Genomic DNA, 16,551 nt, shown 5'->3' with positions numbered 1-16,551 from the left:
GAAAATTCAACAAAATGTTAGAATAAATACATTGAAAATTTTAACATTTTGTTGCAATATATTATATAAGATAAACGGAAAAATAGAGTTGTGGAGGAAAGCAAATGAGAGATTTAGTTTTAGTTGTCGACTTTGGTGGACAGTATAATCAGTTAATAGCAAGAAGAGTTAGAGAATGTGGAGTTTATTGTGAAATAATTCCTTATACATACAGCATAGAAAAAATAAAAGAGAAAAATCCAAAGGGAATAATATTCACTGGTGGACCAAACTCAGTTTATGGAGAAAATACTCCTACATTAGATAAAGAAATATTCAATTTAAATGTTCCTATATTAGGAATCTGTTATGGAGACCAGTTAATGGCACATCTTTTAGGCGGAAAAGTTGATACTGCTCCTGTAAGAGAATATGGAAAAACTAATGTAACTTTAGATAATTCATCAAAATTATTTGAAGGAATAGAAGTAGATGAAACTTGTTGGATGAGTCACACTGACTACATAGCAGAAGCACCAGAAGGATTTAAAATCATAGCTCATACAGATGTATGTCCAGTAGCAGCTATGGAAAATGAAGAAAGAAGACTTTATGGAGTTCAATTCCACCCAGAAGTTGAGCATACTCCATTTGGTCAAAATATGATGAGAAACTTCCTTTACAATATATGTGGATTAGAAAATTCTTGGTCAATGGCATCTTTTGCTGAAGAAAAAATTGCTGAAATCAAGAAAATAGTTGGAGATAAAAAATTAATATGTGCTTTATCAGGTGGTGTTGATTCATCAGTTGCGGCTGTTATGGTTCACAAAGCTGTTGGAAAGCAATTAACTTGTATCTTCGTTGATCATGGTTTATTAAGAAAAGATGAAGGAGATCAAGTAGAAAAAATCTTCAAAGAAGGTTTTGATATGAATCTTATCAGAGTTAATGCTAAGGATAGATTCTTAGATAAATTAAAAGGTGTTTCAGATCCAGAAACTAAGAGAAAGATAATCGGAGAAGAATTCATAAGAGTATTCGAAGAAGAAGCTAATAAATTAGGAGATATCAAATTCTTAGTTCAAGGAACTATATATCCAGACGTTGTTGAAAGTGGAACAGATACTTCAGCAGTAATTAAGAGTCACCATAATGTTGGTGGACTTCCAGAGGATATGGAATTCTCATTAATAGAACCATTAAGAGAATTATTTAAAGATGAAGTAAGAGCGGTAGGTGAAGAATTAGGAATTCCTCATCACTTAGTATGGAGACAGCCATTCCCAGGACCAGGTTTAGCTATAAGAGTTTTAGGTGAGGTTACTGAGGATAAATTAGAAGTTGTTAGAGAAGCAGATGCTATATTTAGAGAAGAAATAGCTTTAGCAGGTCTTGAAAGTGAAATATGGCAATACTTCGCAGTATTACCTAACATCCAATCTGTTGGAGTTATGGGAGATGAAAGAACTTACTGCCATACTGTAGGTTTAAGAGCTGTTACATCATCAGATGGAATGACTTCAAACTGGGCTCATATACCATATGAAGTAATAGATAAAGTATCAAGAAGAATAGTAAATGAAGTTAAGGGAGTTAACAGAATTGTTTACGACGTAACTTCAAAACCACCAGCAACTATAGAGTGGGAATAAGATAAAGCTTAATTTAGATAGAGTTTAACTCTATCTGAATTTTAGTATAATTTATCTGATATCATTTCATCAAAGCGTGAAAAAATGTTATAACATCAGATAAATCAAATAAGTATCCAATTAATCAATAAATATATAAATTTTATTACGGATTAAATAGGCAATCATACATGATTGTCTATTTATCTGTGAATATTAAATTGGAAAAAGTAATCATGATTACTTGTGACTAAGTTAAGAAATCTAATTTTAGAAGATAACTGTGGATAAATTAGGTTTATAATTTCTGTGGATAATTTTTGTGTTAAAATAAATACTTAATGAATCACTTGTAATTGTATATAAAAAAGTAGCTATGAAATTTCATAGCTACTTTTTTTATATAAATGTTTTATTTTACTGCTTTCTTTTGAATTGCTTGGAATAAAGCTATTACTCCGATTGCTACGATCATTAAAACAATAAATACAGAGAATCCTTGTGAATATCCAGCAAATCCTGATCTATTTAGGAATGATGCCATTACAGGAGGTATTAAGAAACCACCTAAAGCACCTAATCCACCAATCCATCCTGAAGCTCCACCCATTGCTTCTGGAACTGCATTAGGAACGATTTTAAATACTGCTGCATTTGCTATACCCATACCAATAGCAAGAAGGATTATTCCTATTATTGCTAAAGTCATAGTTGAAGCAAAAGTCATACAAATTGCACCTACAAGTGCTATTCCTAGAGAAACTATAGTTGTTATTTCTCCACCTTTCTTATCAGCAAGTTTTCCACCGTATACTCTAGTTAATGAAGTTAAGATAGAATAAAAAGCTGTTAAAAGACCTGCTACTTTCATGTTTAATCCGAAATAAGTCATCCAGTAGTTAGGGAACCAGCCTGTTAATGCTAAGAAACCACCGAAAGTTGTGAAGTATATAAATACTAAAGCCCAAGTTTTCCATGATTTAGCTGATATTAAAAGTGTTTCACTAGCTTTTCCTTTAGGGAATAATTCTTGTCCATATTCTTTTGATGCTATTTCTTTAGCTTCATCTTTATTAATTCCTTTATCAAGAAGTTGGAAGTACCAAGCATTTTGACCTATTTTTATGTAAACTATTGTACCAACTATTAAGAATATTAACCAAGCTAAGTAAGAACCAGGTAATCCTAATAGTGGAAGTGCTAAGTTTGGAATTAATAATGCAAATATTCCAGGGGCTAAGTTACCAATACCACCATATAGTCCTAAAGCTACACCTTGTTTGCTTTTAGGGAACCAATATGATGCTTGGCTGACACCAACTGAGAATGTTGCTATACCACATCCTGATAATAGTCCAAGTGCAAATAATAAGTAATAATATTGATTTAAGTTATCACTGAAGAAGGCTAAAACTACGTATAAACCACCCATACCTATGATTGATAAAAGTAGTAGTACAATAAGTGGCTTTCTTCCTCCAGTTGTATCAACCCACGCTGAGAAAGGTATTCTAAGTAAAGAACCTGACAGGTTAGGGGCTGCTATAAGTAATGCTAATAATACAGGATTAAGGTTTACAAAAGCTTCTTTAAATACTGCAGAAGTTGGTCCATAAAGAGAAACTGCTGCGAATCCTATGAAGAAACCTAATGTAGCGCCTATTAATCCACGATTTGGATTACCTTTTAGGTTTAAGTTTTTCATCTCATTCACTCCATTTTTTTAATTTGTTAATTTTTTAACTCTAAAATATATAATATGTCAAATTTAATTGCCATAAAATTATAACATTAAATAGAAATATAAACTGTAACTTTTATCACGAATAAAAAGTAATAAATTGTTTACAGGAGTAAATTATTAAAAATTCATAGTATATTTATTATTATATATAAAATTAATAATCTAGATATATGTGTCATATATCTAGATTAAATCATAATTGCAATTAAGATTTATTTATTGAAAGGGACAAATTTAATGAAAAAATATTTGTAATGAAAAAATATTTTTCCAATATTGCAAAAATATTGGAAATAATTTAAAATACAAATAATACATTTTAAAAGACGTGTGTATTTGTGACATATACACCAATGATTTTAATAATATAATCAGATATAGCTTTTAAATTTGTTAATTTATTAATAAAAATACCTATTTACAAAGCAAAATCTAAGTTATATAATTATCAATATGAAAATAAAGTAAAATATGTAATAAAATTTTATTTTGGGAAATCATAGGGAATGTATGTATTGTAACATTAATTTAATATGGGGCATTGGATATTTGTTACATACTAGCAATAAATATATTAAAAGGGGGCAAAATTAATGAAAAGAAAATTAGTTACATTATTAACAGCAGGGCTAGCTACTTCAATGTTATTTGTAGCATGTGGAGGCGGAGCAGAAAAGCCAGCAGAGGGAAATAATAACGGTTCAAGTTCAGGAAGTTCAAGTGGGGAAACTAGGGATTTATCTAAGCCGGAAAGAATAGAGGCAACAAATCCTTCAGCAATTCCAGAGGCCGCTAAGAATAGAACTGATACATTAATAGTTGGAACAACAGATCCAAAAGGTGAATTCGTACCAATATATGGTTCAACTAAATATGATAGTTGGGTAAATGAATTGATATTCAGTGGACTAATTTCAAATAATGAAAAAGGAGAGCCGATTCCTGATGTAGCAGAAAGTTTTGAAGTATCAGAAGATGGTAAAACTTATACTTTTAAATTAAATAAAGGTATTAAGTTTACAAATGGTGAGGAGCTAAAAGCGAAAGATGTTGCATTCACATTCACTTCTATCTGTGATCCAGGATATGATGGTCCAAGAATGGATGCTGTCAGAAATCTAGTTGGATATGAAGAATATAACAAAGGTGATGCTACAAGCGTTGAAGGAATAAAGGTTATTGATGACTACACAATAGAATTTACTAATAAAGAAGTAGATGCAAAAGGAATTTGGAATTTTGAATATGGAATTATGCCAGAAAGTGTTTATGCATTTGAAAAAGGAAATTTCCAAGCCGTTAAAGATAAATTATTACAGCCAGTTGGTTCAGGACCTTATAAATTTGTTCACTTTAAACAAGGTCAGGAAGTTAAGTTTGAAAAGAACCCTGATTACTGGAAAGGGGAGCCAAAGATACCGTATGTCGTAATGAAAGTTACAAATGCTCAAACGTTGTTACAAGAGTTAATGGCTGGAACAGTTGATATAGATAGAGTAGGAGCTACACCTGAGAATATAGAACCATTAAAACAAGCAGGATTCTTAAATATGGATTTATATATGCAAAATGGATATGGATATATGGGAATGAATTTTGGTAGTGATAAAGTTAAAGATCCTAAAGTAAGACAAGCTTTAGTTTATGGATTAAATAGACAAGGTTTTATGGATTCATACTACCAAGGATATGGCCAAGTTTATAATTCACACATACTTCCAACTTCATGGGCATATAATCCAGATGTTCCTAAGTATGAATATAATCCAGATAAAGCTAATGAATTACTTGATGAAGCAGGATGGAAAGATACAAATGGAAATGGCGTTAGAGATAAGGATGGCGTTGAATTAGAACTTCAATGGTTAACTTATACAGATTCTAAATACGTTGATTCTTTAATACCAATAGTTCAACAATCATGGGAGCAAATCGGAGTTAAGGTTACGCCAGAATTAATGGAATTTGGAACAATGTTAGATAAGGTTGATAAGAGAGAATATGATATATTCAATGCAGCTTGGAGTCTTTCAATAGATCCAGATCCATCAGAATTGTTCACAATTGCACAAGATGTACCAGGTGGATTTAATAATGTTGGATGGAGAAATGAAGAGGCTGATAAGTTATTAAAAGAAGGTAAATCAACAATAGACCAAGAGGCTAGAAAGAAAGCTTATTATGAATGGCAATTAAAATTCTCTGAAGATCTACCATATATACTTTTAGGAAATGCGCAAGAAATGTTTGCATCAAGTTCAAGAGTTAAGGGATATCAACCTTCAACTTACATTGATTGGACTTATGATATTCATAAACTTGAACTAGTAAATGAATAAATTTAAATAAATTAGTAGAAGTTAGCCTGGACAAAAAAATCCAGGCTAATTTTGAAAAATGGGGGGAACAGCAAGATGCTACAGTATATTACTAGGAGAATACTATTAATAATCCCAACTATTGTTGGAGTATCATTAGTACTTTTCTTTATATTTGCTATGGCTCCAGGAGATGCCATTACAGCAAATATGGATCCAAATATGAGCGTTGAAACTAAACAAGCAATAAGAGAAAAATATCATTTAGATGAATCAAAACCTACTCAGTATATGTACTGGTTAAAAGGTGTTGTAACAGAAGGGTCTTTAGGAGAGTCTTTCTATTATAAAAGACCAGTTGCAGATGTAATGAAGGATTTTATACCAAATTCATTTATTTTAGGGGCTGCATCCTTAATTTTAGGAGTATTAATTGCAGTGCCAATAGGAATTGTTTCAGCAACCAAGCAGTATTCCTTTTTTGATAAATTCTTTACGGTGTTTGCTCTTATAGGTATATCAATGCCGTCATTTTTCTTTGGACTTATATTAATTAAATATTTAGGAGTCGAACTTAATCTATTCCCGATTTCTGGTATGACTGATGCTGGAAGTGCATATACAGGAATGCAATATGTTTTAGACGTATTAAAACATATGATTTTACCACTTATAGTTTTAACACTTGGAAGCGTAGGTGGATGGATGAGATACACAAGATCAAGTATGCTTGAAGTAGTTAGACAAGACTACATAAGAACTGCTAGAGCTAAAGGTTTAAAAGAGAAGGTTGTTATATATAAACATGCTTTAAGAAATGCTCTAATACCAGTTGTAACATTATTAGGAATGTCAATACCTGGATTATTTTCAGGTGCTACATTAACAGAAAAAATATTTAACTGGCCAGGTATAGGTCCAGTACAGTTAAGTGCGGTAAATAACAGAGACTATTATCTGCTTATGGGTATAAATCTTACTTTAGCAGTATTAGTTTTAATAGGAAATTTACTTGCTGATATTATATACGCATTTGTAGATCCAAGAATAAGGCTTAAGTAGGGGGTATTTTTTATATGCAAACAGAATTAAATAAAAAAGTTAAAGTAAAAAAAGAAAAAATAGAAAGCCCTTGGACTGTAGCTTTTAAGAGATTAAAAAAGAACAAGTTAGCTTTAAGTGGATTATTTATACTTTTGGTTTTGGTTGCGATTTCAATATTTGGACCAATGTTATATCCACAGGATCATTTAACAATAAATTTATTAAAAACTAATCAACCTCCATCAGCTCAGCATTGGTTAGGGACTGATGCTTCAGGAAGAGATGTATTAGCTAGACTTATGTATGGAGGTAGATATTCACTTTCAATAGGTATAGTTGCAGTAGGTATTTCTATAACTATAGGTACAACTTTAGGAATATTAGCAGGGTATTATGGTGGATTTATAGATAGTTTAATAATGAGAATTGTTGATGTATTTATGTGTTTCCCATTCTTATCATTATTAATAATGGTATCTGCTATAATGTCAGATTTAAAAATACCACCAGAGTATAGAATATTCGTAGTTATGTTTATTATAGGGGCATTAAGCTGGACTAGTACTTGTCGTATGGTTAGAGGTATGGTTTTATCTTTAAGAGAGCAAGAATTCATGCAAGCTGCAGAGGCTTTGGGGCTTTCAGATGCTAGAAAAATGTTCTTACACTTATTACCTAATACATTAGCTGTAATTATAGTTTCAGCTACTTTAGGAATTGGGGGAGCAATCTTAACAGAATCATCTCTAAGTTTCTTAGGAGTTGGAGTTACGCCTCCTACACCAACATGGGGAAATATGATACAGTCAGCTCAAGATTACTACACATTAACTAATAGATGGTGGCTATGGATACCACCAGGAATATGTATATTCCTAACGGTTATATCTATAAATATTTTTGGAGACGGATTAAGAGATGCTCTAGATCCTAAGCTAAAGGTTTAAGGGGGAGAGTATAATGGGAAAAACATTAGTAGAATTTAAAAATCTTGAAACTCACTTTCATACTGGTGAGGGAATTGTTAAAGCAGTAAACAACGTTAGTTTTAAAATAAAAGAAGGAGAGACAGTTTGTGTAGTTGGAGAATCAGGTTGTGGGAAATCTGTAACTGCAATGTCTCTAATGAGATTAATACCAAGTCCTCCTGGAAAAATAGTTGGAGGAGAAATCTTCTTTGAGGGAAGAGATGTTCTTAAGTTCACAGAGGAAGAACTTATGGATATGAGAGGTAATGATATATCAGTTATCTTCCAAGAACCTATGACATCATTAAATCCAGTATTTAAAATAGGAGATCAAATTTGTGAAGCTATAATTCTACATCAGCATTTATCAAAAGAAGAAGCTGAGAAGAAGGCCATAGAAGTTTTAAAAATAATAGGAATAGCTAGAGCTGAGGAAATAATCAAGTGTTATCCTCATGAGTTATCAGGAGGAATGAGACAAAGGATTATGATTGCCATGGCAGTTTGCTGTAATCCAAAGCTTTTAATAGCTGATGAGCCTACAACAGCACTTGACGTAACAATCCAAGCTCAGATTTTAGATCTTATGAGAGATATTAAAGAGAAATTAAACACTTCAATATTATTAATAACACATGACTTAGGTGTTGTTGCTGAGATGGCCGATTATGTTGTAGTGATGTATGCTGGTAAGGTTATTGAAGAAGCTCCAGTTATAGAATTATTCAAAAATCCTCTTCATCCATATACACAAGGATTACTTAAATCTAAGCCATCAGTTAATGGGACAGAAACTAGACTTTATTCAATACCTGGACAAGTTCCTAACCCTGTAGGTATGCCTGATAATTGTTATTTTAATGAGAGATGTGATAGGTGTATGAAAAAATGTACAGAAACTCAACCAACTCTTATTGATGTAGGAAATAGACACAAGGTTTCATGCTGGTTATATAAGGAGGGAAAGTAGATGGCAGATAATACAGTTTTAAAAGTTGAAAATTTAAAAAAATACTTTCCAATTAAAGCAGGAGTTTTTTCTAAGACAGTTGGACACGTAAAGGCTGTTGATGGAGTAAGTTTTACTATAAATAAAGGTGAAACTTTAGGACTAGTCGGAGAATCAGGGTGTGGAAAATCAACAACAGGAAGAGCGATTTTAAGATTATTTGAAAAGACTGATGGAAATGTATATTTTGAAGGTAAAGATATTTTTGATCTTAAAAAGAAGGAACTTAGAGAATTAAGACCAAAGATGCAGATGATATTCCAAGATCCATATTCATCTTTAAATCCAAGGTTATCAGTAGATTCTCTAGTTGGAGAAGCTCTTTTAAGTCATAAATTATGTAGTAAAGAAGAGCTTCCAGAAAGAGTAGCTCAGACTATAGAAAGATGTGGACTTGCTAGATATCATATGAAAAGATATCCACATGAATTCTCAGGTGGACAAAGACAAAGAATTGGTATAGCGAGAGCTTTAATTTTAAATCCAAGCTTTATAGTTGCAGATGAGCCAGTTTCAGCTCTTGATGTTTCTATACAATCACAAATAGTAAATTTAATGATGGATTTACAAGAAGAGATGGGATTCTCATACCTTTTCATATCTCATGATTTAAGTATAGTAAAGCATATTTGTCATAAGATAGGTGTAATGTACTTAGGTAGTTTAGTTGAGTTAGCGCCTAAAAATGAGCTTTATGAAAATCCATTACATCCATATACAAAGGCACTGTTATCAGCAGTTCCAATACCAGATCCAACATTAAAGAGAGAAAGAATAATATTAAAAGGTGATATTCCTTCACCAGCTAATCCACCAAGTGGATGTAAGTTCCATACTAGATGTCCTTATGCTATGGATAAATGTAAGAAGGAAGCTCCAGAATATAAATGCGTTGGAAAAGATCATTTCGTTGCATGTCACTTAGTTTAACTTTAATTAAATGTAGGTTATATGTATTAAAATGTAAAAAATGAATTAAAAATTAAATTTTGTATAGTGTAGGGGATTAAATTCTCCTACACTATAACTATATATGATAAAATTTCACTAAATGTATAAAAAGTTCTATATTGTATTGTAATACACAAATAAGAAATGATAAAATATTAACGTGTGGTAAACAGGGGGAATTAAGTTTGTTTTGGTTTAAAGACGAAATAACTAGAAGAAAAGAAAAAGAAGAATATGAGAAATTAATGGAAGAAGTTAAAAATAAAGAAAAGCCAACTTTTAAAGATTTGGTTGCTATAATGATAGCGCAATACGCAATAATACTTCCAATGGTTTTTGGAGGATTAATTATTTTTGCGATTATATTATATATATTAATGGCGTGGTTAAAATAAATTTATAAACGCTAATGGAGGTAGTAATAATGAAAAAAGGATTAGTTGTTGATTTATCAAAAGCAGCTCCATATTTAAAATCTCACGAAGTTGCTTACATGCAAGAAACTATAAACCAAGCACATGACAAACTGCATAATGGAACAGGTGCAGGAAACGACTTTTTAGGATGGGTTGACCTACCAGTTAATTATGATAAAGATGAATTTGCTAGAATAAAAGAAGCTGCTAAAAAAATACAAAGTGATTCAGATGTTTTAGTTGTTATAGGAATCGGTGGTTCTTACCTAGGAGCAAGAGCTGCTATAGAAATGTTAACTAACAACTTCTATAACTCTTTATCAAAAGATAAGAGAAAAACTCCAGCTATATTCTATGCAGGAAATAACATAAGCTCAAGTTATATGGCTGACTTATTAAAAGCTATTGATGGATTAGATGTAAGCTTAAATGTTATATCAAAATCAGGTACTACTACAGAGCCTGCTATAGCTTTCAGAATCTTAAAAGATTACATGGAAAAGAAATATGGAAAAGAAGAAGCTAAGAAGAGAATATATGCTACAACAGATGCTAAAAAAGGTGCTTTAAAAACTTTAGCAGATGCTGAAGGATATGAAACTTTCGTAATTCCAGATGATGTTGGAGGAAGATTCTCAGTATTAACAGCGGTTGGATTATTACCAATAGCTGCTGCTGGAATAAACATCGACGAAATGATGGAAGGTGCTGCTGACGCTAGAGAAGAATACGCTAACCCTTCATTAGCTGATAATGAATGTTATAAATATGCAGCTGCTAGAAATGCTTTATACAATAAAGGTAAAGCTATAGAAATATTAGTTAACTATGAGCCAGCTGTTCACTATTTCAATGAATGGTGGAAACAATTATACGGAGAATCAGAAGGAAAAGACAACAAAGGATTATTCCCAGCTGCTGTTGATTTCTCAACTGATTTACATTCAATGGGACAGTATATTCAAGAAGGTAGAAGAGACATCTTCGAAACAGTTATTAATGTAGGAACTCCAAGAGAAGAAATAACAATAGAAGCTAACGAAGAAAACATAGATGGATTAAACTTCTTAGCTGGAAAAACTATGGACTACGTTAACAAGCAAGCATTCAGAGGAACTTTACTTGCTCATAACGATGGAGAGGTTCCAAACATAGTTGTAAATGTTCCAGAATTAACTCCATACTACTTCGGAAGATTAGTTTACTTCTTTGAAAAAGCTTGTGGAATCAGTGGATATGTTTTAGGAATAAATCCATTTGACCAACCAGGTGTTGAAGCTTACAAGAAAAACATGTTTGCTTTACTTGGAAAACCAGGTTTTGAAGATTTAAAAGCTGAGTTAGAAGAAAGATTAAAATAATATAAATTTAATATAAAAAAGAAGCTCTTTTTAGAGCTTCTTTTTTAATTTAGGGATATAATTTTATTAATAGTATTATATAAATTGAAAAGTTCAGATTAATATTCATAAAGATAATGGAGAATATATTGAAAGGAGGAGTATAAATATGAAGATAGTTGTTGATGGCGATGGGTGTGCTGGAAGAGAAATAATTGAAAAAGTAGCTAAAAAAAATTCAATAAAGGTCTTAATATATTGCACAATAAATCACATGATAAGATCTGATTATTCAGAGGTTAAAATTGTTGATGATGGATTTCAGAGTGTAGATATGTACGTTGCAAATGCTACAGAAAAAAATGATATTGTGGTAACTCAGGATTATGGAGTGGCAGCTATGGCTTTGGGAAAGGGAGCCTTGGCCATTAGTCCAAGAGGATATATTTATGATAATAATAATATTGATAGATTGCTTTTTGAAAGACACTTAAGCCAAAAAAATAGAAGAGCTGGTGGAAGAACAAAAGGAAATCATAAAAGAAGCAAAGAAGATGATGAGAGATTATCCTATAATCTTGAAAAGATTATAGGAAAAGCAAACTAAGTTTAATAATGATTTGATAAAAATTTATTATTTTATATTTTTATGAAATTATTGGATTACAAAAATGAAGAAATCTCAGAATTGCTGAGATTTCTTTAATGGTTTGATTATATGGATATAATAAAATTAGGAGATTTACAGTGTTAAGTAACACTACCTATAGTATATACAATGTTAAGCTTTTTTATACATTATATAAAAAGAAAAAAATGTAGAAATAAAGTGTTTTATAATAAGAAAAATAGAAAATATTTACATAAAAACAGAAGTATAATATAATTTATTTATCTATAATATTTCGGGTTTTAGGGGGAGTGATTATGGGAGAATTACTTTTAGAGTTGGATGCAAGAGATATAATAGAAGACAATAGTCCGGTTAACATAAAGATAATAAATAATACTGATGATAATTTGAAGTATAAAATATTAACAGGAAAGGATGGAATTTGGGAAACTTTAAGAGAGTTTGAAAAGGAAAATAAATTTGTTTGGACGCCTAAGGATGTTGGGGAATATATGCTTATGATCCAAGGAAGAAAAGACAATTCAAATAAACCTTTTGATTATAAAGTTACTCAGAGTGTGAAGGTGAATAAAAAAGGTGATAGGCTTAATAATGAGATAAATATAGAAGAAAAAAAAGATGAAAAACTAATAAAAGGAATTTATCTAAACAAAGATGTTTTTAATGTTGGGGAAAAGGCGGTTTTAAAAGTTGATAGTACTAATGAAAATATTATGTACAGGTATTTTATAAGTGGAAAGAACGGATGGCAGCTTATAAGAGATTATACTTTAGAAAATAAACTAAATTACACTATTAATGAAAGTGGACAGTTTGAATTTTTAATAGAGTGCAAAAGACCTAGTTCAACTAATACAGCAGATGATTATACAACAGTTATATTCACAGCGAAAGAATTTATAAAACCTGAAATAATTAATTTCGTTAATTTAAGTGAAGACTTATTAGTAAATTCAGATCTTACATTCCAAGTAGAAGCAAATTTTGAAGATGAAAGAACGGCATTATATAAATTTATAAAGATATCACCAGATGGAAGTAGAACTTGCATTCAAGATTTTTCATCAAGACGTATTGTAACATTTAGAGAAATTAAAGAAGGAAAATATAAGCTTTTATGTTTAATAAGAGATATGTATTCTAATAGAGAATTTGATGATAGGGCTGTAATGGTTTATGACATAAAACCATACGAACCTCTTCAATTAAGAAGTTTTACTACAGATTTAAGTTCACCTCAGGTTAAGGGTGAAACAATATCAATAAAAGCTACTGTTGATGGAGGAAGTGATGTTCTTTATAGATTTAAAATAGACGGAGAAATAGCAGAAGATTCAGGGTACACAAGAAATAGCACTTTTAAATGGAATGCTAAAAAAGAAGGTAATTATAGAATAACTCTTTGGGCAAAGGATGATTCATTTATTGGTGACTATGAAATAGAGTCAAAACTAGATTACAAAATAGATAAAAAGGTTGCGAAAACAATAAAGATAACTGAATTGATTTTTGATAGGGATAAAAGTCCTATTATAAATGAAGCTATAAAACTTAGAGTTAGTGCAGAAGGTGGTACTGATTTAAAATATTCTTTTATAATAATTAAGGATGGTCAAATTATAGAGAATATTGCTTATGGAAGTACTAACTGGGTTGAATTCATTCCTAGTGAAAAAGGAAATTATCAACTTGATGTTAGAGTTAAAGATAAGTATTCAGCAAAAGAATATGATGTGCATACTATTTTAAACTTTAAAGTAAAAGAATATGTAGAAGGAAAAATTGATCATATCTTAGTTCCTGCTAAAGAATATTTTTTAGTTGGAGATGATATTGATATTGAAGTTATAACGCAGAATACTAGACAGGTAAAAGTTAAGTATGTAACTAAAGTTAATGGTCAAGTAGTTGAAGAAACTGATTATATAAAAAATAAGAGATTTAAAGTAACTCCTAAATGTCCAGGAAAGTATTCAGTAGATATTTTTGCAAGAAATGTTAAGTGTAAAGAAGGTTTTGATTCAAGAAGAGAAGTAAAATTCTATATTAATGAAGCATCACCAATTACTAATACTAAAATAAGCACTTCAGATCAGGTATTTAAAATAAATGAAGAAATAAATTTTTCTACGAAATGTGAAGGTGGCAGTAGGATTTGTTATGAATACTATATAATGGTTAATGGAAACTGGTCACTAGTTCAAAAATATAGTAGAAAAAGTTATTATTCTTTTAGACCTTATGTACCAGGACAATATAAAGTTTTAGTTTTAACAAGAAGCTATTATAAAAAGTGTGCTTATGAAGATTATGATACTTTTGAATTTAGAGTGGAGTAAAAATTAAGTTTTGTTTTAGGTGAATGTTGATTTTAAGTTCAAAACATAGACAAAATTTAAAAAGCTGATTCTTAAAATATATCTAGGTAGATTCATGATGTTAAAATTTTTAGCGTTATAAGGTTAACGTATGGTTGTATTTTAAGAATCAGCTTAATTATTTTCTAAAATATAATGAGTTGTAATTAGTTAAACTTTGCTTTATACTAACCACAGATATAAATGTAATTTTGTTATAAGGAGTGATCAGTTAGTGGAAAGATTGGATAAAGTCTTATCAAATTTAGGATACGGAACAAGAAAAGAAATAAAACAAGTCGTTAAAAAAGGACTTGTAAAAGTTAATGATAAAGTAGTAAAAGATAATGGATTACAAATAGATCCTGAAAAAGACATAATAGTTATAAATGGTGAAGAAGTAGAATATAAAAAGTACATATATTTAATGATGAATAAACCAGCGGGAGTAATTTCAGCAACTTATGATAAAAGAGATGAAACTGTTATTGATTTATTATATATGGAAGATCAAGTTTTTGAACCATTTCCAGTAGGAAGACTTGATAAGGATACAGTAGGATTATTACTGTTAACTAATGATGGAGATTTAAATCATAAGTTAATATCACCTAAGTATCATGTTGATAAAGTTTATTATGCTGAGATAAATGCACCTATAACAGATAAGGATATTAAAGCTTTTGAAAATGGTGTAACTTTAGATGATGGATATAAGTGTATGAGTGCTAAACTTAAGGTTATAGAAAATTTAGAAGACTCATCTAGAGTAGAAGTTACTGTTCAGGAAGGAAAATATCATCAAGTAAAAAGAATGTTTGAAGCAAGAGATAAAAAAGTTGTTTATTTAAAAAGAACATCTTTCGGTAATCTTCCACTAGATGAAAACTTAGAAGAAGGCGAATATAAAGAACTTTCTGAAAGTGAATTAGCGGTGCTTTACAAAAATTTTTAGAAAATTAAATGATAATGATTGTGCTTGAAAAATTGATGTAGGAAAACTTGCAAAAAAAATATTAGATTGCTTGCAATTTAAGTAAACATCTAATATAATAGTTGTGCGAGGATAAATAAAAGGAATAAATAGCCCCCTTTTTATTTATTGCTTATTGCTGAAACGCAACCTAGCCCCAAGGGTTGCGTTTTTTATTTTACAAAAATGCAAGAAAACTTGCAAATTGTATTAAATTTAAAAGAAAATATTCAAATGTTATGTATAGAGTCAGTATTTAAAAGTGCTGGCTCTTTTTTATATAAATAATAAGTTAGATAAATTTATATGTAATAGCTAAACATTAAAGTATTTTCTATAAATTTTAAAAATAGAGTAATGAATCATCTGTTGGGAAAATTTAACTTTATTCTTAATATTATATAATGTTTTTTTAAAATATATGTTAAAAGAGTTATTTTTTTTATGTTACATGAATATAAATATAAGGCTAAAAGTATATATTATGTTAAGGCTATGAAAAAGGGAGGAACATTATGAAAAAGACTAAAAGTGTGTTTCTATGTGCGTTTTTGGCAATAGTAGCTTTTATGCCAGTTAAAAACAATGATGTTTTTGCTAATGAAAAAGCGGGAGTAATAGTAGACATAGTAGAGGAAGATAATGCTCTATTTGATGGGGAAGTTATTTGGCAACCTGGATATATAGAAGATAGTTCAATTAATATTTCAAATAACTTAGATAAAGCTATAAAAATAAAAAAATTATCTTTTCATGATGATAGTATTTTTGATTATTTAAATTCTAAAAATATAGATGAAAGTGATGAAAGATATAAACATTTTTTAGAAAACGCAAAAATTGCTGTTAAGGATAATAAAGATATTATATTTGAAGGAAGTCTTGAGGATGTGTTTTCAAAAAGAAATATTAAATTAGAAAAAGAAATTATTGTACAAGCTAATGAAAATAAGTCTATGGAATTAGAAATAAATATTTCAGAGGATTTAGATAATAGGGGACAAGGAATACAACATGAATTTAGTGTTAGTATGCATTATGAATATGAAGATGGTAGTAATGGAAGTGGGGACTTACCGAATACAGGAGGCTTTAGCAGTAAAGGATTTATGATTTTAGGAATTTTTGCTTTAGGAATAGGACTATTAGTATTAAAGTTACCTAAAAAGAGGGAGGAGATTTAA

Annotated in this window: 13 protein-coding genes; 12 read left to right on the top strand and 1 reads right to left on the bottom strand. The window is 30.2% G+C overall.

Going from position 1 to position 16,551, the window contains the following annotated elements:
• Positions 1-104 precede the first annotated feature (104 nt).
• Positions 105-1,634, top strand: coding sequence for a glutamine-hydrolyzing GMP synthase (guaA, locus tag AC2JAQ_RS13820; protein WP_488456939.1), 1,530 nt, complete (start codon positions 105-107; stop codon positions 1,632-1,634).
• Positions 1,635-2,025: 391 nt separating this feature from the next.
• On the opposite strand, the gene AC2JAQ_RS13815 is transcribed toward guaA, so the two are convergent.
• Positions 2,026-3,318 (bottom strand): MFS transporter, encoded by a 1,293-nt coding sequence (locus tag AC2JAQ_RS13815; protein ID WP_488456938.1) that lies wholly within the window; start codon positions 3,316-3,318, stop codon positions 2,026-2,028.
• A gap of 632 nt (positions 3,319-3,950) precedes the next feature.
• Here AC2JAQ_RS13815 and AC2JAQ_RS13810 point away from each other — a divergent pair.
• The 11 genes from AC2JAQ_RS13810 (at position 3,951) to AC2JAQ_RS13760 (ending at position 16,551) form a co-directional block, all read left to right on the top strand.
• Positions 3,951-5,696 (top strand): ABC transporter substrate-binding protein, encoded by a 1,746-nt coding sequence (locus tag AC2JAQ_RS13810; protein ID WP_488456937.1) that lies wholly within the window; start codon positions 3,951-3,953, stop codon positions 5,694-5,696.
• Between the two features lie 75 nt (positions 5,697-5,771).
• Positions 5,772-6,737, top strand: coding sequence for an ABC transporter permease (locus AC2JAQ_RS13805; RefSeq protein WP_488456936.1), 966 nt, complete (start codon positions 5,772-5,774; stop codon positions 6,735-6,737).
• Positions 6,738-6,751: 14 nt separating this feature from the next.
• Positions 6,752-7,666: an oligopeptide ABC transporter permease gene (gene opp4C / locus AC2JAQ_RS13800; protein WP_488456935.1), complete on the top strand. Its 915-nt coding sequence runs from the start codon at positions 6,752-6,754 to the stop codon at positions 7,664-7,666.
• A gap of 13 nt (positions 7,667-7,679) precedes the next feature.
• The gene (locus AC2JAQ_RS13795) at positions 7,680-8,657 is read left to right on the top strand and encodes an ABC transporter ATP-binding protein (RefSeq protein ID WP_488456934.1); all 978 of its coding nucleotides are present in this window, start codon (positions 7,680-7,682) and stop codon (positions 8,655-8,657) included.
• Complete coding sequence (locus tag AC2JAQ_RS13790) at positions 8,658-9,626, top strand: ABC transporter ATP-binding protein (protein ID WP_488456933.1); 969 nt, start codon at positions 8,658-8,660, stop codon at positions 9,624-9,626.
• 206 nt (positions 9,627-9,832) lie between these two features.
• Positions 9,833-10,042, top strand: coding sequence for a hypothetical protein (locus AC2JAQ_RS13785; protein ID WP_488456932.1), 210 nt, complete (start codon positions 9,833-9,835; stop codon positions 10,040-10,042).
• 29 nt (positions 10,043-10,071) lie between these two features.
• Positions 10,072-11,424, top strand: coding sequence for a glucose-6-phosphate isomerase (locus AC2JAQ_RS13780; protein WP_488456931.1), 1,353 nt, complete (start codon positions 10,072-10,074; stop codon positions 11,422-11,424).
• A gap of 148 nt (positions 11,425-11,572) precedes the next feature.
• The gene (locus tag AC2JAQ_RS13775) at positions 11,573-12,010 is read left to right on the top strand and encodes a YaiI/YqxD family protein (protein ID WP_488456930.1); all 438 of its coding nucleotides are present in this window, start codon (positions 11,573-11,575) and stop codon (positions 12,008-12,010) included.
• A gap of 320 nt (positions 12,011-12,330) precedes the next feature.
• Positions 12,331-14,376 (top strand): triple tyrosine motif-containing protein, encoded by a 2,046-nt coding sequence (locus tag AC2JAQ_RS13770; protein ID WP_488456929.1) that lies wholly within the window; start codon positions 12,331-12,333, stop codon positions 14,374-14,376.
• A 253-nt stretch (positions 14,377-14,629) separates the two neighbouring features.
• On the top strand, positions 14,630-15,349 hold the full coding sequence (locus AC2JAQ_RS13765; RefSeq protein ID WP_423239121.1) for a pseudouridine synthase: 720 nt from the start codon (positions 14,630-14,632) through the stop codon (positions 15,347-15,349).
• Positions 15,350-15,882: 533 nt separating this feature from the next.
• Positions 15,883-16,551, top strand: coding sequence for an LPXTG cell wall anchor domain-containing protein (locus tag AC2JAQ_RS13760; protein ID WP_488456928.1), 669 nt, complete (start codon positions 15,883-15,885; stop codon positions 16,549-16,551).

It is taken from the genome of Clostridium sp. LIBA-8553, from assembly GCF_057782465.1.
This window is presented reverse-complemented; position numbering and strand designations above follow the sequence as displayed.